Below are 25,717 nucleotides of genomic sequence, written 5' to 3'. Positions count from 1 at the left end.
ACCTCCGCAGGCAACGCTACGACTCGCAGTGGCACACAGACCCATACGACACAGGGCCCCGGGAAACCGGGACCCGTAAAACACAGGGCCCCGGGAAACCGGGACCCTTAAGACACAGGGCCCCGGGAAACCGGGACCCTTAAGACACAGGGCCCCGGGGTAACCCGAGGCCCTGTGTGCGTGGAGCGAGATCAGTTGTAGTTGCCGCTGAAGTCGTCCGTGGTGAAGCTGTCGAAGTCGACGAAGCTCAGATCGGCGTCGCTGTACGCGCCGTCCGAGGCGAAGATGCGGTTGGGGTACCGCTCGCTCTTGGCCTCCTCCGTCGCCTCGACCACGACGTTGCGGTACTTCGCAAGTCCGGTTCCGGCGGGGATGAGCTTTCCGATGATGACGTTCTCCTTGAGGCCGACCAGCGGGTCGCGCTTGCCCTCCATGGCGGCCTGCGTGAGCACGCGGGTCGTCTCCTGGAAGGACGCGGCCGACAGCCAGGACTCGGTCGCCAGCGATGCCTTGGTGATACCCATGAGCTCGGGACGGCCCGACGCGGGGCGCTTGCCCTCGGCCACGGCCTGGCGGTTGATGTCCTGGTAGCGACGGAAGTCGACCAGCTCACCGGGCAGCAGGTCGGTGTCGCCGTGGTCGACGACGGTGACCTTGCGCAGCATCTGGCGCACGATGACCTCGATGTGCTTGTCGTGGATCGGCACGCCCTGCGAGCGGTACACGCCCTGCACGCCGCCGACGAGGTACTTCTGCACCTCGCGGGCACCCTGCACGCGCATGACCTCCTTGGGGTCGAGCGTTCCCACGAGCAGCGGCTGTCCGACCGACACGTGGTCGCCGTCCTCGACGAGCATGGTGGCACGCTTCAGGATCGGGTACACGTGAGCCTCTTCGCCGTTGTCGGGCGTGAGGATGATCTTCTTGCTCTTCTCGGTCTCTTCGATCGTGATGCGACCGTCGGCCTCGGCGATCGGGGACGCACCCTTGGGGGTACGTGCCTCGAACAGCTCCTGGACACGCGGCAGACCCTGCGTGATGTCCTCGGCCGATGCCGAACCACCGGTGTGGAAGGTACGCATCGTCAGCTGGGTACCGGGCTCACCGATCGACTGCGCGGCGATGATGCCGACGGCCTCGCCGATGTCGACGATCTTGCCGGTCGCGAGGGAGCGGCCGTAGCAGGTCGCGCAAACGCCGACACCCGAATCACAGGTCAGCACCGAACGCACCTTGATCGTGGTGACGCCCGCCTCGACCAGCTTGTCGATCAGCACGTCGCCGACATCCGAACCGGCCGGCGCGACGACGGTCCCGTCCTCGGAGACCGCGTCGGCCGCGAGGGTACGGGCGAACACCGAGTTCTCGACGTTCGCGTCGCGCACGAGCGTTCCCGACTCGTCGGGCGCGGCGATGACGAACTCCAGGCCCTTGGCGGTGCCGCAGTCCTCTTCGCGGATGATGACATCCTGCGAGACATCCACGAGGCGACGGGTCAGGTAGCCCGAGTCGGCGGTGCGAAGTGCCGTGTCGGCCAGACCCTTACGAGCACCGTGCGTCGCGATGAAGTACTCCGCCACCGACAGACCCTCGCGGTACGAGGAGATGATCGGACGAGGGATGATCTCACCCTTCGGGTTGTTCACCAGGCCTCGCATACCGGCGATGTTCCGGATCTGCAGCCAGTTACCACGGGCACCAGAGGACACCATGCGGTTGATGGTGTTGTCCTCGGGGAAGTGGGAGCGCATCGCCTTCTGGACCTCGTCGGTCGCCTCGGTCCAGATCTTGATGAGCTCCTGGCGACGCTCGGCGTCGGTGGTGAGACCCTTCTCGAACTGCGACTGGACCTTGGCCGCCTGCTTCTCGTATCCGGCGACGATCTCCGCCTTGTTCGGCGGGGTCAGGATGTCGCTGAGCGCAACGGTCACGCCCGAACGCGTGGCCCAGTAGAAGCCAGCGTCCTTGATGCGGTCCAGCGTCGCGGCGACCTCGACCTTGGGGTATTCCTCGGCGAGCTTGTTGACGATCTTCGAAAGCTGGCCCTTGTCGGCCTGCTCGCGCACGAACGGGTAGCCCTTGGGCAGCGCGTCGTTGAAGATCGCCTGGCCGAGCGAGGTGTTGACCAGGCCGTGGCGGTCGTAGCCCTCAGGTGCGTCACCCTCGAGGAAGGTGAGACCGGGGATGCGGATGCGGACCTTGGCCTGCAGGTCGAGGGTGCCCTCGTCCTTGGCCAGGATCGCCTCGGAGACCGAACCGAACACACGGCCATCGCCCACGGCACCCTCCTTGAGGGTGGTGAGGTGGTGCAGGCCGATGATCATGTCCTGCGAGGGCAGGGTGACCGGACGACCGTCCGAAGGCTTCAGGATGTTGTTCGAGGCGAGCATCAGGATGCGTGCCTCGGCCTGAGCCTCGACCGACAGCGGCAGGTGCACGGCCATCTGGTCGCCGTCGAAGTCCGCATTGAAGGCGGCGCACACCAGCGGGTGGAGCTGGATGGCCTTACCCTCGACGAGCTGCGGCTCGAAGGCCTGGATGCCCAGGCGGTGCAGGGTGGGAGCACGGTTCAGCAGCACGGGGCGCTCGCGGATGATCTCCTCGAGCACGTCCCACACCTCGGGGCGGTGACGCTCGACGGCGCGCTTGGCGGCCTTGATGTTCTGCGAGTGACCGAGGTCGATCAGGCGCTTGATGACGAACGGCTTGAACAGCTCCAGGGCCATCTGCTTGGGCAGACCACACTGGTGCAGCTTCAGGCGGGGACCGACGACGATGACCGAACGGCCCGAGTAGTCCACGCGCTTGCCGAGCAGGTTCTGGCGGAAGCGACCCTGCTTACCCTTCAGCATGTCGCTGAGGGACTTCAGAGCACGGTTACCCGTACCGGTGACGGGACGGCCGCGGCGACCGTTGTCGAACAGCGCGTCGACGGCCTCCTGCAGCATCCGCTTCTCGTTGTTCACGATGATCTCGGGGGCGCCGAGGTCGATCAGGCGACGGAGGCGGTTGTTGCGGTTGATCACGCGACGGTAGAGGTCGTTGAGGTCGGAGGTCGCGAAGCGGCCACCGTCCAGCTGCACCATCGGGCGCAGCTCCGGCGGGATCACCGGGACGACATCCAGCACCATCGCGGCCGGGCTCATGCCGGTCGACAGGAACGAGTTGACGACCTTCAGACGCTTGATGGCGCGGATCTTGCGCTGACCCTTGCCCTCGGCGATCTGCAGGTGCAGGCTCTCGGCCTCGGCGGCAAGGTCGAAGTCCGCGAGGCGGCGCTGGATCGACTCCGCACCCATGTAGGCCTCGAAGTACTGACCGAAGCGGTCCTGCAGCTCCTGGAAGATCTCGTCCTCGGCCTTGAGCGAGCCGACCTCGAGCGTGCGGAACTCCTCCCACACGCGCTCGAGCTTGGCGATCTGCTCGTCGGCGTTCTTGCGGATGGACGTCATGTCCTTCTCCGCGGAGTCCTTGACCTTCTTCTTCTGGTCGGCCTTGGCGCCTTCGGCCTCGAGAGCAGCGAGCTCCTCTTCCAGCTTCTGCATGCGGGTGGCGATGCGGGCGTCACGACGCTCCGCGAGCGTGTTCAGCTCGAGGCGGATGTTGTTCTCCTGCGTCGCGAGGTCGCGGTGACGAGCATCCTCGTCGACCGAGATCACCATGTACGCGGCGAAGTAGATGACCTTCTCGAGGTCCTTGGGCGCCATGTCCAACAGGTAGCCCAGGCGCGAGGGGACGCCCTTGAAGTACCAGATGTGGGTGACGGGGGCGGCCAGCTCGATGTGGCCCATCCGCTCGCGGCGCACGGAGGACTTGGTGACCTCCACGCCACAGCGCTCACAGATGATGCCCTTGAAGCGGACGCGCTTGTACTTGCCACACGCACACTCCCAGTCACGGGAAGGGCCGAAGATCTGCTCACCGAACAGACCGTCCTTCTCGGGCTTCAGGGTGCGGTAGTTGATGGTTTCGGGCTTCTTGACCTCACCGAAAGACCAACGACGGATGTCGTCAGCGGTGGCCAGGCCGATGCGGAGCTCATCGAAAGTGGTTGCGTCGAGCACTAGTTCTCCTGTGTCGAATTCGAAAATTTAGCCTGGCCGGGTTCAGATCTCGTCGATGGACGAGGACTCGAACCGGGTAGAGATGTTGATGCCGAGCTCTTCCGCCGCGCGGAACGCGTCGTCGTCGGTGTCGCGGAGGTTGACCGCCGTGCCGTCGGCCGAGAGGACCTCGACGTTCAAGCAGAGCGACTGCATCTCCTTCATGAGCACCTTGAAGGACTCGGGGATGCCGGGCTCCTGGATGTTCTCGCCCTTGACGATCGCCTCGTAGACCTTCACGCGGCCGAGGATGTCGTCGGACTTGATCGTCAGGAGCTCCTGCAGCGCGTACGCGGCACCGTAGGCCTCGAGGGCCCACACCTCCATCTCACCGAAGCGCTGGCCACCGAACTGCGCCTTACCACCCAGCGGCTGCTGCGTGATCATCGAGTAGGGGCCGGTCGAACGGGCGTGGATCTTGTCGTCGACGAGGTGGTGCAGCTTCAGGATGTACATGTAGCCGACCGAGATCGGAGCCGGGAAGGGCTCGCCCGAGCGACCGTCGAAGAGCTGGGTCTTTCCGGTCGAGTCGATCATGCGCACGCCGTCGCGGTTCGGGAGCGTCGAGTCCAGCAGACCCACCAGCTCCGACTCGAACGCGCCGTCGAACACGGGGGTCGCGACCTTCGTGCCGGGGGCGGCCTCGCGGGCGATCTCGGGCAGGCGCGCGGCCCACTCGGGGTTGCCCTCGACCTTCCAGCCCTGCTTGGCGATCCATCCCAGGTGCAGCTCGAGGACCTGGCCGAAGTTCATGCGACCGGGGATTCCGAGCGGGTTCAGGATGATGTCGACGGGCGTGCCGTCCGGGAGGAAGGGCATGTCCTCGACGGGGAGGATCTTCGCGATGACACCCTTGTTGCCGTGACGGCCGGCGAGCTTGTCACCCTCGGTGATCTTGCGCTTCTGGGCGATGTAGACCACGACGCGGCGGTTGACGCCCGAGCCGAGCTCGTCGTCGCCGTCCTCGGCGTTGAACTCCTTGACGGCGATGATCGTGCCCTGCTCACCGTGGGGAACCTTCAGCGAGGTGTCGCGGACTTCGCGGCTCTTCTCGTTGAAGATCGCGCGCAGCAGACGCTCCTCGGCCGAGAGCTCGGTCTCACCCTTCGGAGTGACCTTTCCGACGAGGATGTCGCCGGGGCGGACCTCGGCGCCGATGCGGATGATGCCGCGCTCGTCGAGGTCCTTCAGCAGGTCCGGGCTGACGTTGGGGAGGTCACGGGTGATCTCCTCCTTGCCGAGCTTGGTGTCGCGGGCGTCGACCTCGTACTCCTCGATGTGGATCGAGGAAAGGGTGTCTTCCTTCACCAGGTCCTGGCTGAGGATGATCGCGTCCTCGAAGTTGTGACCCTCCCAGGTCATGAACGCGACGAGGAGGTTCTTGCCGAGCGCGAGCTCGCCGTTCTCGGTCGCAGGACCGTCGGCGATGACCTCGCCGGCCTCGATGCGCTCACCGGAGGAGACGATCACGCGCTGGTTGTACGACGTGCCCTGGTTGGAGCGGTCGAACTTGCGCAGGAAGTACTCGTCGATACCGCCCTCGTCGGTCTGGATGGCGACGACGTCGGCCGAGACCTCGATGACCACACCCGAGCGCTTCGCGGTGACGACATCGCCGGCGTCGATCGCGGCGAAGCCCTCCATACCGGTGCCGACAACGGGCGAGTCGCTGCGCAGCAGCGGCACGGCCTGACGCTGCATGTTCGCACCCATGAGGGCGCGGTTCGCGTCGTCGTGCTCGAGGAACGGGATGAGCGAGGTCGCCACCGACACCATCTGGCGGGGGGAGACATCCATGTACCCGATGTCCTCGGCGGGGATGAGGTCCACCTCGCCGCCCTTCTGGCGGGCGAGGACGCGGGTCTCCTGGAAGTGACCGTCGGCCTTCAGCGGGGCGTTGGCCTGAGCGACGATGAAGTCGTTCTCCTCGGCGGCGGTGAGGTAGTCGATCTGGTCGGTGACCCGGCCGTCGACGACCTTGCGGTACGGGGTCTCGATGAAGCCGAACGCGTTGATGCGCGCGAACGACGCGAGCGAGCCGATCAGACCGATGTTCGGGCCTTCCGGCGTCTCGATCGGGCACATGCGGCCGTAGTGCGAGGGGTGGACGTCACGGACCTCGACGCCGGCACGCTCACGCGAGAGGCCACCGGGGCCGAGCGCCGACAGGCGACGCTTGTGGGTCAGACCCGCGAGCGGGTTGTTCTGGTCCATGAACTGCGAGAGCTGCGAGGTGCCGAAGAACTCCTTGATCGCGGCCACGACGGGACGCACGTTGATCAGGGTCTGCGGGGTGATCGCCTCGATGTCCTGGGTGGTCATGCGCTCGCGGACGACGCGCTCCATGCGCGACAGGCCGGTGCGCACCTGGTTCTGGATGAGCTCACCGACGGCGCGGATGCGACGGTTGCCGAAGTTGTCGATGTCGTCGACGTCCAGGCGGATGACGGCGGGCTTGCCACCGCGAAGACCCTCGAAGGTCTCGTCGCCGCGGTGCAGGCGCACGAGGTACTTGATCGTCGCGACGATGTCCTCGACCGTGAGCACCGAGTCGGTCAGCGGACCGGCGAGCCCCAGCTTCTGGTTGATCTTGTAGCGACCCACCTTGGCCAGGTCGTAGCGCTTCGGGTTGAAGTAGAAGTTGTCCAGCAGCGCGCGGGCAGCCTCGGCGGCGACCTGCTCACCCGGACGGAGCTTGCGGTAGATGTCGCGGAGCGCGTCTTCCTTGGTGAGGATCGTGTCCTTGGAGAGGGTCTCTTCGATCGAGTCGAAGCCCGCGAACTCCTCGAGGATCTGCTCGCTCGTCAGGCCCAGGGCCTTCAGGAACACCGTGACCGACTGCTTGCGCTTGCGGTCGATGCGCACGCCCACCTGATCGCGCTTGTCGATCTCGAACTCGAGCCAGGCGCCGCGGCTGGGGATGATGCGCGCCGAGACGATGTCCTTGTCGGAGGTCTTGTCGGGGGTCTTGTCGAAGTAGACACCCGGCGAGCGCACGAGCTGAGAGACGACGACACGCTCGGTGCCGTTGATGATGAAGGTTCCCTTGTCGGTCTGGAGCGGGAAGTCGCCCATGAAGACCGTCTGCGTCTTGATCTCACCGGTCTGGTGGTTCATGAACTCGGCCTCGACGTAGAGGGGGGCGGCGTAGGTCTTGCCGCGCTCCTTGCACTCTTCGATCGAGTACTTCTCGGGCTCGAGGTAGGGGTTGGTGAAGCTCAGCTGCATGGTCTCGCTGAGGTCTTCGATCGGGGAGATCTCCTCGAAGATCTCCTCGAGACCGCTCTGGGTCGACACGTCGTTGCGGCCGGCGGCGACCGCGTCTGCCAGGCGCGCCTTCCACGTGTCGTTTCCGACCAGCCAGTCGAAGGACTCGGTCTGCAGCGCAAGAAGGTCGGGGACCGTCAGCGTGTCGGAGATCTTGGCGAACGAGAGGCGGGAAGCTCCGCGGCCGTTCTTGGGGGATGTGGTGGATGCGTGGGGCGCAGCAGCCAAGGGGATTACCTCCGTGGGCCCGGGCGGGGCTCTATCCTTGTCGTCAGATTGATTCGCGCGATCATCCCCACACCCGCACGTCACACACCGCAGAACTGATGCGGGGACACGCAGGCTCAGCCGACCACCATATGAGGGCAGGGGGAATCCAAGAGCGCAACCACCAACTATACGCGGCGCGACCCGCCATGTCCAGCGGGATTCTTGACGAGTTTCGGGTCCTGCGGTATAACCCAGGCCGTCAGTGGGATCTCGCGTGCCCGAAGCGGATGCGCGTGCCCGGGCGGGCCTGCCCCAGCAGGTCGAGGTCCGCGGCATCCACGGTCGCGATGACGGGGTACCCGCCGGTGACCGGGCCGTCGGCGAGGAGGATCGTCGGGGACCCTGACGGTGGCACCTGGATCGCACCGGTGACCATCCCCTCGCTCGGGACCTCGCGGGCACCGACCCGCTCCAGCGCGGGCCCCTGCAGCCGCATGCCGACGCGGTCGGTGGCGGCATCCACGACCCACACGCTCTCGAACAGGGTCGGCAGCGCGGATGCCGCGAACCAGGCATCCCGCGGGCCGACGTGCACCTGCACCTCGATCTCGTCACCCGGGGGCGACCACGGCGCGAGATCGACGGGCGGGACGGGGCCGGCGGTCTCGGTGGCGAGGGTGATCTCATCGCCCGCGGCGAGCGCGGCGGGGCCCAGGCCCGCGAGGGTGTCGGTGGCGCGCGAGTCGAGCATGATCGGCGCGGCGACGCCGCCGCGGAGGGCGAAGTAGGCGCGGGCGCCGGCGGTGAACCAGTCCAGGTGCAGCTCCTCCCCCGCCCGCCACAGGCGCGGTGCGCCGTGGTCGAGGGGGTGGCCGCCGACGGTCATCGGACCCCAGGCGCCGGTGACGGCGATCCAGGTGTCGGCCAGCGCCATCGCGCGGAACCCACCCATCGCGATCTCGATCCCGGCAGCCGACTCGCGGTTGCCGACCAGGCGGTTCGCGGTTCGGAGCGCGCCGCGGTCGAGGGCCCCGGACGGCGAGACACCCAGCGCCGCGGCATCCGGGCGCCCCAGGTCCTGCACCGTGGCGATCAGCCCCGACGCCTCGACCCGCACGGCCGGGGCAGGGCCCGGTGCGGCATCACGTCCCACCGAACCATCCCGTTTCCGTCGAAGTGGCCCGCTCTGCGGGATGGTTCGGCGAAATGTGGATGGTTCGCTGAGCTCGTCGGCCGGCGCGACGGTGCTCGCGGGGCCGGCCGGGGTGCTCGCGGGGCGGGTGGGGGTGAAGCGGACGCGGGCGCCGGGGGCGAGGAGGGCCGGGGAGGCGGCATCCGGGTCGAACAGCTGCGCGGATGTCGTGCCGATCAGCCTCCAGCCGCCGGGCGTCGCACGGGGATAGGCACCCGCGAAGCCGGCGGCGAGCCCCACGGCACCGGTCGGGACCCGGGTGCGGGGGCTGGCCAGGCGCGGCACGTCGAAGGGCCAGTCCTCGGCGACGAGGTAGCCGAAGCCGGGCGCGAAGCCGGTGAACGCGACGGTCCACTCGACACCGGAATGGCGGGCGATCAGCTCCTCGTCCGACACCCCGAGCAGCTGCGCCGTGTCGGCGAGGTCCGGGCCGTCGTAGCGGATGTCGAGTTCGACCACCGGTCCCGCGCGTCGCGACGACGCCGTCGGGGCGGCAAGCGTCTGTTCGATCCAGCTCTGTGCCGCGGCGAGGCTCAACGCGCGCGGGTCGAGCTTGACGAGGACCGTACGAGCGGCGGGGACGAGCGCGATGACTCCGCCGGGGGCAGAGTCGACGAGTCGGGTGTGCAGGGCCATCACCGCTTCCAGCGCGGCCGGGGCGGATGCCGCTGCGGGCACCGGCTCGATCAGCAGCGCCGCACTCCCGAAGCGGGAGATCATCACGGCTCCCCCGGCCCGCACACCACAGTGCTCATCACCACGGGGCCCGCACCTCGACGCCGTCGGCATCCAGGGCGGCGCGTACGGCGCGCGCCAGTGCCACGGACTCGGGTGAGTCGCCGTGAACACACAGGGAAGCCGCGCCGAGTTCGATCGCGGTCCCCTCGACAGTCTCGACGATCCCCTCGCGCACGAATCGCACCGCGCGCGCGGACACAGTCGCAGCGTCCGTCTCGAGCGCGCCGGGCTCCCCCCGGGGGACGAGCGTGCCATCCCCGCGGTAGCCGCGATCCAGGAACGCCTCGGGGACGAAGCTCAGCCCCATGCTCTCGACGGCCACGGCGATCACTCCTGGCATCCCGAGGACCGGCACATCGCGGCCGAGCTGCGCGGCCAGGTCTGCGACGGCGGCGGCGATGGCATCCGCGTGATCGGCATCGGTCATGACCGCGTGGTAGAGCGCCCCGTGCGGCTTGACGTACCGGATGTCGGCCCCGGCTCGGGCCAGCGCGGCCAGCTGCTCGGTGATCGTGCTCCGCAGCTCGGCGGCGCTCATCGCGATCTTGCGTCGACCGAAGCCCGCGAGGTCCGGGTAGGAGGGGTGTGCGCCGATGGCGACCGCGAAGCGGGCGGCCCGTTCGACGGAAGCGGCCATGGACGCCGCATCCCCCGCATGGCCGCCGCAGGCGACGTTCGCGCTCGACACGACCGCGAAGAGCGCCTCGTCATCCGCCGTCGGGACGCCCTCGACGGTCTCGCCCAGGTCGGCGTTGAGGTCGATCACACCCATGCCCCCACGCTACGCCGCGCGCGGGGCGGATAGCGTAGAAGGCATGGCCCGCGCCCATGTCGAGGACCCTCCTGCGGAGGCTCGCCTCAGTGACGGCACCATCGCCCGCATCGTCCGCTCCCCGTACGCCGGCGGCTGGGAACTCGACGTGGACGGCACGCCGCAGTCTCACGTGGACCTCGATGATCCGACGCACGTCCACTTCGAGTACGTCGCGCGGATGGCGGCGGTGATCGACCAGATCGGCCAGTCCGGTCAGGTGATCACCGCGATCCACCTCGGTGCCGGCGCCTACACGCTGCCGCGCTACATCGAGGCGACCCGCCCCGGCTCCCGGCAGCAGGTCGTGGAGATCGAGCCGGCGCTGGTCGATCTCGTCCGCGCAGAGCTTCCCCTCCCCTCACCCCGCGCGGGCGGCTCGATCCGCACCCGCGTCGGGGATGCCCGGACCGTCTTGGGGAAGCTTCCCGAAGGGCTGGTCGGCGCGGCAGACCTGCTGGTCTCGGATGTCTACGCGGGCGCCCGCATCCCCGCGCATGTCACGAGTGTCGAGTTCTATCGGCTCGCCGCACGCTTCCTCTCGGCCACCGGCATCCTCCTCGTGAACATCGCCGACGGCGCGGGGCTCGCGTTCGCGAGGCGCCAGGTGGCGACGATCCGCGAGGTTCTCCCCCACATCGCATTGCTGGCGGAGGTGCAGATCCTCAAGGGCAGGCGGTTCGGGAACCTCGTGGTCGCGGCGTCCGCCTCGCCCCTTCCCACGGAGTGGCTCCCCCGGCTCATGGCGGCGGGCCCTCACCCGGCGAAGGTCGCCCAGGGAGCGGAGGTCGATACGTTCGTCGCGACCGCGCAGGTGACCACGGATGCCGACGCCACACCGTCTCCGGCACCGGCGTCGTCCCTCTTCGAGCGCTGACCAGCCTCGTTCACCAGGGCCGGCCCCGCGACGCGCGACCCCGCCGATGCGACACGCCCTCGGCGTGTGTCACCGCTTCATAGGGTTCGCCACGGCACACTGGGAGCGCATTCGTGCAGCTGGACACACGAGGAACGCGCGGAAGGGAGTGCAGGTGAGCTACATCCACGGCTACGACTCCGAGTCGCTGCGCGAGATCGTGCGGCCGAGCGAGTGCAGGGAGCGACTCGCCGAACTCGGCGACCAGCGCAGCCTCCCCGCCCTGCTCGAACGCGTGTGGCTCCTGAAGGTGCTCGGCGAGCTCGACGAGGCCATCGCCGTGTCGGAGCAGTCGGTGCGCACCGCGCGCATGGCGGGAACCCGCAAAGATCTGCTGCGCGCCCGCATCCTGCACGCCACGGTCATGCAGTACCGCGGCTCGTTCGCCGCCGCCGAGCAGGAGCTGACGACCTGTGCACTCGAGGCGGAGGGCGCCGGCTGGGGCTCTATCGCCGCCTTCGCCTATCAGCACCGAGGGAAGGTCCACTACGAGGCCGGCGACTTCGATGCGGCCCGATCAGACTTCAAGCGCGCGCTCTTCGCGCGACAGAACACGTCCTCCCCGGACTCCCAGCTCGAGTCGACGCTGCTGGCGATCGACGCCGCCGAGCGGCGCCGCGCAGAGCTGGCCGCGGTCGCCGCGAGCTGAGGGCCGAACTCCCCCTGTCGTAGGCCCGACCTACCCTGTCGTCATGTCCGAACCGCAGAGCGTGCGCCGCTGGGCCGAAGCCCTCATCGAGCTGCATCTCAGTCCGGAGTGGAGCTTCGGCTTCGACAATGCCAAGCGTCGCGCGGGCCTGTGCGATTTCACGCGCAAACGCATCAGCGTCTCGCGCTACCTGTCGGCACGCTACGACGATGACACCAATCACCAGACCCTCCTGCACGAGGTCGCCCACGCGCTGGCCGGCAGCGCCGCCGGACACGGCACGCAGTGGCAGGCGATCGCTCGGGAACTCGGCTACGTCGGCGGCACGACCCACCGCGGCGAGACGGCCGTCGAGCTGGCGCCCTGGGTCGGCGTATGCCCGTCCGGGCATGTCGCCTACCGCCACCGCCGGGCGAGTCGCCAGACGTCGTGCGCGCGCTGTTCGCCGCGGTTCGATGAGCGGTACCTACTGACCTGGTCGCGGCGCGAGATCACCCGTGCGACGCGGCTCGCGGCATCCACCCCCCGCTGACGCGTGTGTGCGTGGGGCCTTCGCGATCCCTCCCGTGCGCGAAACCAGCCCCAAAACGCCGAAACCAGGCTCTGCACGCATGGTTTCGGGCGCAGAGCCTGGTTTCGGCGGAGGGGAAGGTGCGACTACACCTGCCGGCGGCGCACCCGCAGGGCCGCACCTGCGGCGACCGCAGCCAGGGCGAAGGCACCGATGATGAAGATCACCGCGAGAGTTCCGCCGGTGGTCGCGAGTCCCTGGGTGCTGCTCGAATCGGATGCCGCACCCGCCGTGTCCGCCACGGTCGGGATGCCGACCGTGACCGATTGCCATCCGATGAGCGTGCCGTCCGCGCTGTACAGCGCGATCCGGTGCGAGCCCAGCGGCAGGCTTGTCGGGATCGTGACCGTCACGCTCGCCACCGCCCCGACCGTAGCCGATCCCAGGGCCGTCGGGTCGGAGAACGCGAACGCATAGACGTCTTCGCCCTCGTGCCCGGCGGGCAGGTCGATCTGCACGGTGTCGCCCGGATCAAACGGGTTGGGGCTCACCGTAATGAGGTTCTCCAGACCCGCGACGAGGTCACCCTCGGCAGGCGTCCAGGACTCGCGCTCACCGATCACGAGCACGGCCTGCACCGCGTCGCCGTCGCGCGACCCGATCGAGGGGGTGATGGTGAGCGAGTAGGAACCGGTGCCGGCGAGGGGCTCCGACAGGGCGACCGTCCACGTGCCGTCGGATGCGACCTCCGCCGTGCCGAGGCTCTCCCCCGCCAGTTCGACGCGGGCCGAGGTGCCCGCGACCCCGGTTCCGCTGATCTCCGACATCGAGGCGTCGTAGGCGTAGACCGAGTCGAAGTCGGTCGTGACCGAGAAGCTGTCACCATCGATCGAGACGCGGCTGGTGAGGAACTCGCTGGTCGAGAGGGCGTGGTCGACGATGCGGGTCTCGCCCACGCAGCCGAACCAGCCGTGGTCGGGCTCGGTGTCCCAGGTCGAGGTGCCGATGATCCAGGGCATGAAGTCCGCGGCCATCATCCCGCCGACGCTGGAGGCGTTGCGGAGCACCGGGACACCATCGACATACATGATCGCGGTGTCGGCGGCCGGGTCGTTCACGATCGCGACGTGGTGCCACGCGCCCTGCATGATCTCACCTGACCAGAGCGTGTACGACGCGCCGTTGGTGCTGTTCGCCGCCGAGTACTGATACTCGCGGAGATTCGAGATACCGATCCACATCGGGCTGGCACCGGCGTCGGACGAGTCGGGGATGCCGATCCACTCGCGCGAGCCGCCGCGGGCCAGGGCCGCGCCCCACCGGTTGTAGGTCTCGGTCCACTCCTCGTCCAGCTGCAGGAACGTCTCGATCGTGTACCCGCTGTCGGCGGTGAGCGAGGCGAAGGTCGCCGGCGCCCCGTACTCGGTGGTGATGTACGACAGCGTGTCGACGCCCGAGTCGTTGCGGTGCACATCGTCGAAGCAGACCGCGCCGGCGTCGGACGAGTAATACGGCACGTTCGTGTGCGTGATCGTCACGTCGTCGAGCTCCTCGTCCGCATCCGTGTTCTCGATCGCGTTGCGATACATGGGACTCTCACCGGCGACATCCGGGATCACGGTGTTCTCGTCGACGACACCTTCAGCGACCGATCCGAAGCGCCAGTGCGCGATCGTTCCGTCGACCTCGATGTAGTCCGAGCTGTCGCCGGCGGCCACAAGCTCCGCGCCGGCCGCGGTGCTTTCCCAGCCCTCGGAGACGATCGCCTTGGCGAGCTCCGACAGGTCCGTTCCATCCTCCTCGGCAGGGATCGCCGAGTACCCGAAGCGCTCTTCGAAATCCATGGCCATGCTGAAGGACTGCCAGGTGCCCTCCAGGTACGGGGCGTCGGACGACGTCAGCGAATCCTCGTCCTTGACGGTGATCCACGGCGAGATCGACTCGACGTCGATCGCGCTGTTCGTCAGGTCGAACTCGAAGGTCGTCATGTAGCCGTTCCCGCCGTCGGCTGCCATCTGGTAGTCGGTGAGCACCTGGTAGACGGTGTGCCCGTAGTCGTTCGTGCGTTCGCGCATCGTCGTACCGTGGAAGTGCCCGTTGACGGTCAGGATGATCTGGTCGTTCATGCGGATCAGGGAATCCCACAGCTCCTCACCAAAGCCCCAGTCGATCGCGGTCACCTGGTCAGTGTCGATGTTGATGATCGCGTGCGACGACAGCACGACCGGGATGCCGGGGTTGGCATCTAGGATGCCCTGCGCCCACGCGAACGTGTCGGCCGAGGCGTTCCACGCCAAGGCGAGCGACATCCACTGGTATCCCTCGGCCTCGAAGATGTAGGCGCTGGAGAGGCCGTTCTGGTAGCTGCCGACGTAGGTATCGCCGCCCTGCGCGGCCATCTCGGCCGCGTTGAACTTCTGCAGGTAGTACCAGGAGTTCGCCTCGGACGAGCGTGCACTCATATCGGCGGTGTCGTGGTTGCCCGGGATCACCGAGTAGGGCAGGCCGCCGTCGGTCAGGATCTGCATCGCCTTGTCGGCGGCATCCCATTCGGTGGTGACCCAGTTCTGGTCGACGACGTCGCCGACGTGCACAACGAACGGGATGTTCAGCGCGTCCTGGTTCTCGACGAGCCACGAGGTCTGCACCTCGAACGGGTTGGTGCCGTACTTGGGGTAGAACTGGCTCGCGCTATAGCGGGAGTAGAACTGCGTGTCGGGGAGGACCGGCAGGGTGAAGCTCGATATCGAGGTGGTCTCGTCCGACGAGGAGTCGTCGGACGCGGTCGCGGCGGTCACGGGTGCGGCCACGAGCCCTGCCACGAGCGCGACGGTGGTCAGCGCGCCGAGGGCGCGACGACGGGAGGAGAAGTGCATCAGGTGTCCTTGTAGGTCAGGAATGCGAGGGGAAGATGTCGGGATGATCAGCCGGCGAGCGCGGGGCCGTACGCCTGGATCTCGGAGAGCGTCATCCACGAACTGGTGGAGGCGTGCTCGACGATGACGCGCATGCCGGTGGCCACGACGGGCGCGGACTCGAACGTGAAGTTCAGTGCGCCGCTCGTGTTGACATAGGGCCAGGTGAGGTCCGTCGCGGGCATATCGATCCAGCCGCCGATGAGGTCGCGGTACTGGACGGTGACCTGTCCGACGTTGCCCGTGCCGCCGTTGTCGTAGACCGCGGCGCCGGTGAGCTGGTGCGGCTGATCGAAGTAGAACGAGACCGAGTTCGGGTTGACACGGTTGGTCGAGCCGCCCGATCGCCAGTCGCTCCAGGCGTTTGTTCCGGTGTTGCCGTCGATGAGGCCGCTCGGCGCGCCGCCGTAGTACGACGTGAGGTGGATGCCCGAGCCACGCAGCACGTTCTCCGACACGGCGGGGGTGAGCGTGATCAGCAGGCGGGCGTCGAATCCAGTGGCGACGGTGGCGGGCACCTCGACGACGCCCTCCGCGGCCAGGTCCTCATCCGTGATCGCCGTCCAGTCCCAGGACACGCTCACGGTGAGGGTGCTCTCGGACCCCGAGATGGTGCGCTCGACAGTCGTGGGCGCGTACATCCTCAACTGCGAGACGGTGATGCCGGCATACGAGGTCATCTCGGCATCCACGGCGTCGCCCACCGTCCCGACCAGGATCTCGGCGGTCACGGGGACCTCTTCGTCGAAGTAGCCGACGCCGGTTCCGGTGACGGTCACGGTTCCGTCGGTGTTCCACACCGCGGCATCCGGCTCGTCCCAGTTCACGAGGGTCATCGGGAACGTGATGCCCCAGTCGTACTTCGCGACCATGGATGTCGGCAGGCTCGGTGCCACACCCGTGTCGGTGCGAACGCTGTAGGTGTCAACGCTCGCGTCGACGGAGTTCAGCACCCACTTCTGCACATTCGCGGTGCCCGCATCGTAAGTCTGGATCTCAGAGCCGTCGGCGGTGGCCCAGTTGTACATGTCGAGCGCGGCGGTGTAGCCGGCCCCATCGACCTGCGCGTTGTGGATATAGACCTGGCCGTTCCCGGCATCCACGATCTTCCACTGGCTGTAGGGGTCGGCCGCGGCATCGTCGATCGACTCGGTCAGGATCTCGATGTAGCGGTAGAGGCCGTCGCCGTCGACGCGGCGGCTGAGGATCTCACCCTCGGCGTTGGCCAGGACGTACGTATCGGTCAGGCCATCGACGGGGTAGAACAGCACCTCCTGCGCCTCGATCGCGGCAGGTGCGGTCGCGATCGTGAAGACCGCCGCTGCGGCGAGCGAGCTGTCGGGCTGGGTGGCCTGAGCGTCCTCCGAGCCGATGACGAGCACCTTGCCCGACGCGTGGACGTTCTCGATCAGGTAGGCCTGCGGCTCACCGACGAGTTCGTATCCGTCATCGGCGGTGGCCATGGACGGCATGAGGAAGACTGCTCCGAGCGCGAGCACACCGAGTGATGCGATGATCGTGCGTCGCGCAGGACGGGGAAGGGTGTTCATCCGGCGAGGGTCCTTTCAGGGGCCGACGCACGGATCCGCGCGGGCCGTCGAAGAACCTATCCAGCTGGATTGATTAGCGAGTATTACCCGGTGATCGGCAGGTGAACTGCTCGGGTCACCAAACTGAAAACCATCTATGACTCGGTTGTGTTGGGCGTGTCCCTCACGCTTCTGCTAGCTTCGCGCAGATTAGGCGGATGCTCCGCTCTTCGCCTCGCCGGGAACATCCAGCTGCGCCGCCGCGAGCACCTCGTCGCGACGCGCCTGCTCGATGAGGATCTGCCCTGAGGCGCTGGCCGTGAAGAGGTGCTTTATCGCTCCGCGGAGCCCCCGGAACGCCTCGCATGCGGCGGCCACCTCGGGAGAGGTGTGGTCGATACCTCGGGCGGCGAGCGCGTCGGCGACCGCACCGGACGCGAGCAGATCCTCGACGCAGAACCGGGTCTGCCCGTGCGTGTCGGTCTCACCGCACGCCAGCAGCGTGACGCTCGTGCGGGCGGCGCGCTCGTGCTGGATATCGAGGACAGCCTGCGCCGCAGCTGCCGCCGTCGGCATCGACGCGCGGATCACCGCGCTCCCCGCTGCGGCGGCTGCACTCGCGACCTCGTCGGACTCCGCCCCGGTCTCAAGCGCGTCGACGATGACGGTCACATCCGCGAGCGCCAGGCGCGCGAGTCCCGCGAGGCCCCAGTCAAGACGGACCTGATAGCGGGACTGATCCGCAGGTGTCGGCATCCGTTCAGCCTACGTCGCGACCACGGATGCCAGACTGGGCCCCATGCGAGTGCTCAGCAAGTTCGCGATCGACTGCGATGCCGATGCCGCCTGGCGAGCCCTCCACTCGCCGCGCGTGCTGGCGGAGGTCTACGGGCCTCTCCTCGACATGCAGCCGCTGGAGGCGATGCCCACCCGGTGGGAGCACGGCGACAACGCGGCGGTGGGCCTGAGCGTCGGTGGGCTCATTCCGGTGGGACGCCAGCTCATCTCGATCACCGACAGCGAGCGTGAGGTGGACGGCGTGCGTGTGCGGATCATCCGCGACAGCGGCATCCCGCTCACCGGCCCGCTGGCGGCGCTGGATGTCTGGGACCACCAGATGGCGGTGTCCGCGCTCCCCGACGGCCGCGCCCTGTGGCGCGAACGCCTGGTCATCGGCGGGGCCGCAGCTCCCGCCCTCTGGCCCGGCCTGTGGGCGACCTGGCAGTGGCGCAGCGCCCGTGTCCGCGCCATCGCCCCCAGCTGGGCCCACGATCCCGGGTCCGGGCCCGACCCCGCCCCACCCGCGCCCCAGGCATCCTGACCGCGTCCTCCTCGCCGAACCCACACGTTTGTTGCGAACCCGTACGTTCGTTGCGCATTCAGCGTGTGGATTCGCAAGGAGGTTGTGGGTTCGGCGGCGTGCGCGGCGGCGTGCGCGGCGGCGAGCGCGGCGGCGCGCACGGGCGAGCGCGGCGGCGTGCGCGGGGGTGGCTCAGCGCAGGGCGCGGGCGATCGCGGGGGCGACCCAGGCGGCGTCGTCGGGGATGAGGCCGACCGTGAGCCGGACGAACGGGCCGGATGCCGCGGCCGAGACCTCGGACACCGCGGCGGTCGCACCGCCAGCCTCCAGGGTCGCGCGGAACGGCGCACCGCCGGCGGCGGCGATCCCCTCGGCGGCCAGGTGCACGAGGGCTGGACGCTCCTCCGCGACGGGGAAGGTGATGTTTACCCCATCGGCCAGCGGCGCCTGGATGCCGTGGCGGCGAAGCCCCTCGGCCAGTCGCAACTGTCGTGAGCGATAGGTGTCGCGAGCGCGGTCGACCACGGCCACCGCGACCGGGTCGGTGAGCAGGTCGTAGAGCACCGACTGCAGTGCCCGCGACGTCCACCCCGGCCCCAGCAGACGCCGGGCGACGACCCGGTCAATGAGCCAGGAGGGCCCGCCGAGCGCGGCGATCCGAAGGTCCGGACCGTGCGATTTGGAGAAGCTGCGCACGTGCACCGTCTGGGCGGGGAGCCACGTGGCCAGGGTCACCGGGGGCGCGGCCGCAATGAGACCCGAGTGGTCGTCCTCGACGATCACGATGCGGTGTCCGTCCCGCGAGGCGCGCACGAGGCGCGCGAGCTCGGCGGCGCGCGCCCTGTCCATCGATGCGCCCGTCGGGTTCTGGGCGCGCGGCTGCAGCACGATCGCGGAGGGACGCGACACGAGTGCGTGCGCCAGGCTCGAAGGGACGATGCCGTCGGCATCCACCGCCACCGGCACCGCGACCGCGCCCAGCGCATCGATGAGGTCGAAGAAGTAGGGGAACCCCGGGTCCTCCACCGCGACCCGGTCGCCGAAGTGGACGACCTGTTCGAGCACGCGGCTGACGGCATCCAGCGCGCCGTCGGTCACCGTGATGGCCTCGGCCCGCGAGGGCCACTGCTCGGCCAGCAGCGCGCCCAGCTCGGGCAGCACGGGAGAGTCGTGGTAGCTGCCGGTGTGCGCCCGCGCCGACACACGCGAGAACGCCGCACCCATGTCGGGCAGCAGCGCCGCATCCGGGGTGCCGACCGACAGATCCAGGCGCGGGGATCCCGGATGCTGCGCCATGCCGTGCACGCGGGGAGTGACCCCCTCGCGCCGAGGCTCCCGCACGAACGATCCCGCCCGCCCGCGCGACACGATCAGCCCCGCCTGCGACAGCGCCTTCCAGGCGGCGCTCACGGTCGCGGGACTCACGCCGAGTTCGGTGGCGACCTCCCGCACGGTCGGCAGACGCTCACCGGGGGCGATCGCCCCCTCGTTCACGAGTCGCGCCAGCTCCGCCGCGATCGCCTGCGGACTCGCCGCGGAGAAGGTCGCGCGGGCCAGCACCGGGTTCATGCGTCGCCCCATTTCCTGCGGTTGATCTGGTCAACATTTACGGTTGCGTCATCCGACGAAACCGTCGGGAAATGTTCAAGCCAGACAGTAACAGAGAGGGCGCGGTCAGCCGCACCCTCCCAGAACTCGGGAGGCTCGACATGACGACGGTGCGCGCAGCGATCACGCAGACCACCTGGACCGGCGACAAGGACTCGATGCTCGACAAGCACGAGCAGTTCGCCCGCGACGCGGCAGCGGAGGGCGCACAGGTCGTCTGCTTCCAGGAGCTGTTCTACGGCCCGTACTTCGGGATCACGCAGGACAAGAAGTACTACCGGTACGCCGAGCCCGCCGATGGCGAGATCGTGCAGCGCTTCGCCGCGGTGGCCAAAGAGCTCGGCACCGTGATGGTGCTCCCCATCTACGAAGAGGCCCAGACGGGGGTCTACTACAACACCTCGGTGCTGGTGGATGCCGACGGCACCATCCTCGGCAAGTACCGCAAGAACCACATCCCCCACGTCGAGAAGTTCTGGGAGAAGTTCTACTTCCGGCCGGGCAACATGGGCTATCCCGTCTTCGAGACCGCGGTCGGCAAAGTCGGCATGTACATCTGCTACGACCGCCACTTCCCCGAGGGATGGCGCGAGCTGGGCCTCAATGGGGCACACATGGTGTTCAACCCGAACGCGACCAAGCCGGGCCTGTCGAACCGTCTGTGGGAGGTGGAGGGACCGTGCGCGGCCGTTGCCAACGGCTACTTCGTCCTGCAGCCCAACCGCGTCGGATCCGAGGACAACGAGTACGGCGACGCGGCCGTCAGCTTCTACGGCACGAGCCAGGTGATCGACCCGCGCGGCAACTTCGTCGGGGCCGTCGGTTCCAGCGAGCATGAGGAGGTCCTCATCCGCGACCTCGACCTCGACATGGTGCAGCAGATGCGCGACGACTGGCAGTTCTATCGTGACCGCCGCCCCGACACCTACGAAGGGATCGTGGCACCGTGAGCACGACACTCATCACCGGCGGCACCGTCGTCTCGGCGACCGGCCGCGCTCTGGCCGATGTCCTTATCGACGGCGAGAAGATCGTCGCGGTGCTCGCGCCGGGCTCCGAGTTGCTGGGCACCGACCTCACCGCCTCCGTCGACACCGTCATCGATGCGACCGGCAAGTACGTGATCCCGGGCGGCATCGACGCCCACACCCACATGCAGCTGCCCTTCGGCGGCACCTTCGCCTCGGACACCTTCGAGACGGGCACCCGGGCGGCCGCCTGGGGTGGCACGACCTCGATCGTCGACTTCGCCGTGCAGACCTACGGTACGAAGGTGCCCGACGGCCTCGCGAAGTGGCACGAGCTGGCCGCCGGCAACTGCGCCATCGACTACGGGTTCCACCAGATCATCGGCGGTGTGGATGACGAGTCGCTGGCGTTCCTGCCCACGCTGATCGATGAGGGCATCACGAGCTTCAAGATGTTCATGGCCTACCCCGGGGTCTTCTACTCGGACGACGCCCAGATCCTCAAGTCCATGCAGGTCGCGGCCGACACCGGGCTGCTCACGATGATGCACGCCGAGAACGGACCCGTCATCGACGTGCTCGCCGAACAGCTCGCCGAGTCCGGTAAGACGTCGCCGTACTACCACGGCATCGCCCGCGCCTGGCAGGCCGAAGAAGAGGCGACCCACCGTGCGATCATGCTCTCCCACATCACGGGAGCGCCGTTGTACGTCGTTCACGTGAGCGCGAAGCAGGCCGTGGAGCAGCTCGCGATGGCCCGGGACAAGGGGCAGAACGTGTTCGGCGAGACCTGCCCGCAGTACCTCTACATGTCTCTCGAAGAGCATCTCGGGGCCACGAGCGAGCAGTGGGGCGATTTCGAGGGCGCCAAGTACGTCTGTTCGACACCGATCCGCTCGCGCGCCGAAGGCCACCAGGACCACATGTGGCAGGCGCTGCGCACGAACGACCTGCAGATGGTCTCCACCGACCACTGCCCCTTCTGCATGACCGACCAGAAGACCCTCGGCCTCGGCGACTTCCGAAAGATCCCCAACGGCATCGGCTCGGTCGAGCACCGGATGGACCTCATGTACCAGGGCGTGGTGACCGGCGAGATCACCCTGGAGCGCTGGGTGGAGCTCACGAGCACGACCCCCGCGCGGATGTTCGGCATGTACGGCAAGAAGGGTGTCATCCAGCCCGGTGCCGACGGCGACGTCGTGATCTACGACCCGAACGGGCACACCTCGATCGGCCTGGGAAAGACCCACCACATGAACATGGACCACTCGGCCTGGGAGGGCTTCGAGGTCGATGGACACGTGGACACCGTCATCTCCAAGGGCAAGGTCATTGTCGACGACAACCAGTACCTCGGCCGCAAGGGCGACGGCAGCTTCATCAAGCGCGGCCTGAGCCAGTACCTGGTCTGACAGAGGAGCACCCATGGATTTCGGCGTCGTCCTGCAGACGAATCCCCCCGCGTCCCGCGTCATCCAGCTCTCACAGCTGGCAGAGAACCACGGGTTCAGCCACGTGTGGACCTTCGACTCGCACCTGCTGTGGGAAGAGCCGTACGTCATCTACTCGGCGATCCTCGCCCAGACCCGCAAGGTCGTGGTCGGCCCCTTCGTCACGAACCCTGCGACGAGGGACTGGACGGTCACGGCATCCGTGTTCGCCACCCTCAACGAGATGTACGGCAATCGCACGATCTGCGGCATCGGTCGCGGCGACTCGGCGGTGCGCGTGACGAACGGCAAGCCGTCGACGCTGAAGGAGCTCCGCGAGTCGATCCACGTCATTCGTGAGCTCGGGAACTCCCGCGCGGTGGACTACAAGGGTGCGCAACTCCAGTTCCCGTGGAGCCGCGGCTCCGAACTGGATGTCTGGGTCGCCGCCTACGGGCCGCTGGCACTGAAGCTCACCGGCGAGGTCGCCGACGGGTTCATCCTGCAGCTGGCAGACGTCGACATCGCGGCCTGGATGATCCAGACCGTCCGAAAGGCCGCGGCGGATGCCGGACGCGACCCCGACTCGATCGCCTTCTGCGTCGCTGCCCCGATGTACATCGGCGATGACTGGGAGCACATGCGCGAGCAGTGCCGCTGGTTCGGCGGCATGGTCGGCAACCACGTGGCCGACATCGTCGCCAAGTACGGCACGGACGGCGATGTCCCCACGGCCCTCACCGACTACATCGCGGGGCGCACCGGGTACGACTACAACTCGCACGGGCGCTCGAACAACGACCACGTCGACTTCGTCCCCGACGAGATCGTCGACCGCTTCTGCATGCTCGGCACCGCCGAGGACCACATCGCCAAGCTCGAAGCCCTGCGCGAGATCGGGGTCACCCAGTTCGCCGGCTATCTGCAGCACGACAACAAGGAAGAGACCCTTCGCGTCTACGGCGAGACCGTCATCCCCGCGATGACCGAGAAGGTCACTGCGAAATCGTGAGGCGTTCGTGAGAGGGCGCGCATCATGAGCCGCCGCACGTCGGGCCTCGGCTGGGGCATCCTCGGCGTGCTCGGCATCGTGCTGCTCTGGGAGATCTACAAGTTCGCAGGGCCCGCCGACGGGCTCGTCATCTTCGCCGTGGAGGGCCAGACGGGCTCGGGCATCATGATCCTGCCCCGCACCCACGACCGGGCGATGCCGCACATCTGGGACATGCTGGCGCGCCTGGTCGCACCCACGAGCGGCGGCGACACCCCGCCCCTGTTCGTGACGGTCTCGATCGCCGCCCTCACCACGCTCGCGATCGCCGCGGTCGGCTGGGTGCTGGGCGTGGCCGTGGGCGGGGCGCTGGCCCTCATGATGCAGCGGTGGCGCCTGCTGGAGTGGGGGCTTCTCCCCTGGATCGTCGTGAGCCAGACCGTGCCGCTGATCGCCTTCGCGCCGGTCATCAACGCGATCGGCAATCAGATCGACCGCGGCGGCACGCCCTGGCCGCAGTGGCTGTCCGTGGCGATCATCGCCTCCTACCTCGCGTTCTTCCCCGTCGCCATCGGGGCGCTCCGGGGCCTCGAGTCACCCGATCGCATCCACGTCGACCTGATGCACACCTACGCTGTCGGCTACTGGCAGACCCTGTGGCGCCTGCGACTTCCCGCCGCCGTCCCGCACCTGCTCCCGGCCCTGCGCCTGGCAGCGGCCAACGCGGTCCTGGGCGTCGTGGTCGCCGAGGTCTCGATCGGCATGCGCGGCGGCATCGGCCGCATGCTCATCCAGCTCGCCGGTCAAGCATCCAGCGACCCGGCCGCACCCTGGGGGCCGATCTTCGGCTCCATCCTGCTGGGCCTGATCGCCGCCGGGTCCGTGGCCCTGCTGGGCGTGGGCCTGCACAAGTACCGCCGAGGAGAAGCGACGGCATGACACAGAACAGCACCCTCGCGGTCAAGGCCACCGGCGTCGGCAAGATCTTCCCGACCAAAGCCGGTGATGTCACCGCGCTCACAGAGGTGGAGCTCGAGGTCGGGGCCGGGGAGTTCATCTCCCTCATCGGGCCTTCCGGCTGCGGCAAGTCGACCCTGCTGCGCCTCATCGCCGATCTCGACCCGGCCACCAGCGGCACCCTCGAGATCTTCGGCAAGCCCGCGCACAAGGCTCGCCTCGACCAGGACTACGGCATCGCGTTCCAGCAGGCGGGGCTCCTTCCGTGGCGCAGCGTCGCCGACAACATCGCCCTCCCCCTCCAGCTGCACAAGATGGCCAAAGAGGAGCGCGAAGCCCGCGTCGCGGAGCTCGCAGAGTTGGTCGGGCTCTCGGACTTCGTCGATCGCTTCCCCGACCAGCTCTCCGGCGGCATGCAACAGCGCGTCGCGATCGCGCGGGCACTGGCCGCCCGTCCGAAACTGCTGCTGATGGACGAGCCGTTCGGAGCCCTCGATGAGATGACCCGCGAGTACCTGCAGTCGGAGCTCACCCGCATCGCCGCAGACACCGGCGCGGCGGTCGTGTTCGTCACGCACTCGATCCCCGAGGCGGTCTTCCTCTCCGACCGCGTCGTCGTGATGAGCCCGCGCCCCGGCCGCATCACCGAGGTCATCCCCATCGACCTGGGCGAGGAACGAGACGACGCCCTGCGCGAGTCGCCGGCCTACTTCGAACGCGTCACCGCGGTGCGCGAAGCTCTGCACGGAACCCGCGTGGAGAGGGCCAACGAGCGATGAGCACCGCCGGATCCGCGGCATCCCGCACCGTGACGTATCCCGCATGGGTGCGCTTCGCGGCGCCCGTCGGCGTCGGCATCCTCGGTCTCGCGCTGTGGATCCTCTACGTGGATGTCGCCCAGGCCGCCCCGCTCATGCTGCCGAGCCCGATCGCGATCATCCAGGAGTTCATCGCGCGGTTCCCCCTCATCCTCGACGGGATGACGATCACGGCCACCAACGCCTTCATCGGCCTCCTGGTCGGATCACTCGTCGCCATCGCACTGGCCGCGCTCGCGGCGACGATCCGCCCGATCGACGGGATGCTGGCACCGATCGTCGCGGCGATCGCCGTGATCCCGATCGTGGCGATCACTCCCGTGCTCAACACGATGTTCGGGGCATCCAGCCAGTTCGGGAGGCAGGCGGTCGCGGCGCTGGCAGCGTTCATCCCCGTGTTCGTCAACGTGCTGCGCGGGCTCCGCCAGAGCCGACCCGTCCACCGCGACCTGTTCCGCGCCTCGGCGGCATCGGGCGGACAGACCTTCCGCCACCTGACCCTGCCGACGGCCCTCCCCTACCTCATGACGGGTCTGCGCATCGCGAGCTCGCTCGCAGTGATCGCCGCCCTGGTCGCCGAGTACTTCGGCGGACCCGCCGATGGGATCGGCACCGCGATCGCCACCTACGCGAAGTCGGGCCGCGCGTCCCTGGCCTGGGCGTTCGTCCTCGGGGGCATCATCATCGGCCTCGTCTTCTTCCTCGTCACCTCGCTCCTGGAGCGATGGGCGACCAGAAGGATGCCGGACTGACCGGCATCAGCGCACCATCCCTGCACCACCAGAACCAGCACCACCCACC

Annotated in this window: 18 protein-coding genes; 10 read left to right on the top strand and 8 right to left on the bottom strand. The window is 68.2% G+C overall.

Annotated features, from left to right (window positions below; translation table 11 throughout):
* Nucleotides 1–191: 191 nt before the first annotated feature.
* From rpoC to ABD206_RS13215, 4 genes are all read right to left on the bottom strand, one after another.
* Nucleotides 192–4,064: a DNA-directed RNA polymerase subunit beta' gene (gene rpoC / locus ABD206_RS13230; protein ID WP_344073372.1), complete on the bottom strand. Its 3,873-nt coding sequence runs from the start codon at nt 4,062–4,064 to the stop codon at nt 192–194.
* A 42-nt stretch (nt 4,065–4,106) separates the two neighbouring features.
* A complete protein-coding gene (rpoB, locus tag ABD206_RS13225) occupies nt 4,107–7,598 on the bottom strand; it encodes a DNA-directed RNA polymerase subunit beta (protein ID WP_344073370.1) in 3,492 nt (1,163 codons plus the stop codon).
* A gap of 241 nt (nt 7,599–7,839) precedes the next feature.
* The gene (locus tag ABD206_RS13220; protein ID WP_344073367.1) at nt 7,840–9,492 is read right to left on the bottom strand and encodes a 5-oxoprolinase subunit B/C family protein; all 1,653 of its coding nucleotides are present in this window, start codon (nt 9,490–9,492) and stop codon (nt 7,840–7,842) included.
* A gap of 34 nt (nt 9,493–9,526) precedes the next feature.
* A complete protein-coding gene (locus tag ABD206_RS13215) occupies nt 9,527–10,282 on the bottom strand; it encodes a 5-oxoprolinase subunit PxpA (RefSeq protein WP_344073364.1) in 756 nt (251 codons plus the stop codon).
* A 43-nt stretch (nt 10,283–10,325) separates the two neighbouring features.
* Here ABD206_RS13215 and ABD206_RS13210 point away from each other — a divergent pair, with 43 nt between their 5' ends.
* The 3 genes from ABD206_RS13210 to ABD206_RS13200 all read left to right on the top strand — a co-directional run bounded on the left by ABD206_RS13210 (nt 10,326) and on the right by ABD206_RS13200 (nt 12,418).
* Entirely contained in the window at nt 10,326–11,198 is an 873-nt protein-coding gene (locus ABD206_RS13210; RefSeq protein ID WP_344073362.1) for a spermidine synthase, read from the top strand.
* A gap of 154 nt (nt 11,199–11,352) precedes the next feature.
* A complete protein-coding gene (locus ABD206_RS13205) occupies nt 11,353–11,886 on the top strand; it encodes a hypothetical protein (protein WP_344073360.1) in 534 nt (177 codons plus the stop codon).
* Nucleotides 11,887–11,929: 43 nt separating this feature from the next.
* Nucleotides 11,930–12,418, top strand: coding sequence for a SprT-like domain-containing protein (locus ABD206_RS13200; RefSeq protein ID WP_344073358.1), 489 nt, complete (start codon nt 11,930–11,932; stop codon nt 12,416–12,418).
* Nucleotides 12,419–12,543: 125 nt separating this feature from the next.
* Here the strand turns inward: ABD206_RS13200 and ABD206_RS13195 are convergent, their stop codons facing one another.
* The 3 genes from ABD206_RS13195 to ABD206_RS13185 form a co-directional block, all read right to left on the bottom strand.
* Entirely contained in the window at nt 12,544–15,273 is a 2,730-nt protein-coding gene (locus ABD206_RS13195; RefSeq protein ID WP_344073356.1) for a LamG-like jellyroll fold domain-containing protein, read from the bottom strand.
* 47 nt (nt 15,274–15,320) lie between these two features.
* Nucleotides 15,321–16,862 (bottom strand): Ig-like domain-containing protein, encoded by a 1,542-nt coding sequence (locus tag ABD206_RS13190; protein WP_344073354.1) that lies wholly within the window; start codon nt 16,860–16,862, stop codon nt 15,321–15,323.
* Nucleotides 16,863–17,051: 189 nt separating this feature from the next.
* A complete protein-coding gene (locus ABD206_RS13185) occupies nt 17,052–17,597 on the bottom strand; it encodes a 2-phosphosulfolactate phosphatase (RefSeq protein WP_344073352.1) in 546 nt (181 codons plus the stop codon).
* A gap of 43 nt (nt 17,598–17,640) precedes the next feature.
* Between ABD206_RS13185 and ABD206_RS13180 the strand changes: the two genes are divergently transcribed.
* A complete protein-coding gene (locus ABD206_RS13180; RefSeq protein ID WP_344073350.1) occupies nt 17,641–18,162 on the top strand; it encodes a hypothetical protein in 522 nt (173 codons plus the stop codon).
* 171 nt (nt 18,163–18,333) lie between these two features.
* Here ABD206_RS13180 and ABD206_RS13175 read toward each other — a convergent pair whose 3' ends face one another.
* Nucleotides 18,334–19,710 carry an aminotransferase class I/II-fold pyridoxal phosphate-dependent enzyme gene (locus ABD206_RS13175; protein ID WP_344073348.1) on the bottom strand — a complete coding sequence of 459 codons (1,377 nt, stop codon included), beginning with the start codon at nt 19,708–19,710 and terminating at the stop codon, nt 18,334–18,336.
* A 140-nt stretch (nt 19,711–19,850) separates the two neighbouring features.
* On the opposite strand from ABD206_RS13175, the gene ABD206_RS13170 reads away from it, so the two are divergent.
* The 6 genes from ABD206_RS13170 to ABD206_RS13145 are packed head-to-tail and all read left to right on the top strand — an operon-like array spanning nt 19,851 to nt 25,668.
* On the top strand, nt 19,851–20,699 hold the full coding sequence (locus tag ABD206_RS13170) for a nitrilase-related carbon-nitrogen hydrolase (RefSeq protein WP_344073346.1): 849 nt from the start codon (nt 19,851–19,853) through the stop codon (nt 20,697–20,699).
* The gene (gene hydA, locus ABD206_RS13165; protein WP_344073342.1) at nt 20,696–22,132 is read left to right on the top strand and encodes a dihydropyrimidinase; all 1,437 of its coding nucleotides are present in this window, start codon (nt 20,696–20,698) and stop codon (nt 22,130–22,132) included. Before ABD206_RS13170 ends, hydA begins: the two co-directional genes overlap by 4 nt.
* 13 nt (nt 22,133–22,145) lie before the next feature.
* Nucleotides 22,146–23,162 carry a TIGR03842 family LLM class F420-dependent oxidoreductase gene (locus ABD206_RS13160; protein WP_344073340.1) on the top strand — a complete coding sequence of 339 codons (1,017 nt, stop codon included), beginning with the start codon at nt 22,146–22,148 and terminating at the stop codon, nt 23,160–23,162.
* Between the two features lie 24 nt (nt 23,163–23,186).
* A complete protein-coding gene (locus tag ABD206_RS13155; RefSeq protein ID WP_344073338.1) occupies nt 23,187–24,080 on the top strand; it encodes an ABC transporter permease in 894 nt (297 codons plus the stop codon).
* Nucleotides 24,077–24,877 (top strand): ABC transporter ATP-binding protein, encoded by an 801-nt coding sequence (locus ABD206_RS13150; RefSeq protein WP_344073336.1) that lies wholly within the window; start codon nt 24,077–24,079, stop codon nt 24,875–24,877. The genes ABD206_RS13155 and ABD206_RS13150 overlap by 4 nt, the downstream gene beginning before the upstream one ends.
* Nucleotides 24,874–25,668, top strand: coding sequence for an ABC transporter permease (locus ABD206_RS13145; protein ID WP_344073334.1), 795 nt, complete (start codon nt 24,874–24,876; stop codon nt 25,666–25,668). Before ABD206_RS13150 ends, ABD206_RS13145 begins: the two co-directional genes overlap by 4 nt.
* Nucleotides 25,669–25,717 lie beyond the last annotated feature (49 nt).

Source organism: Microbacterium sediminicola (assembly GCF_039531125.1).
Lineage (GTDB): Bacteria > Actinomycetota > Actinomycetes > Actinomycetales > Microbacteriaceae > Microbacterium > Microbacterium sediminicola.
This window is presented reverse-complemented; position numbering and strand designations above follow the sequence as displayed.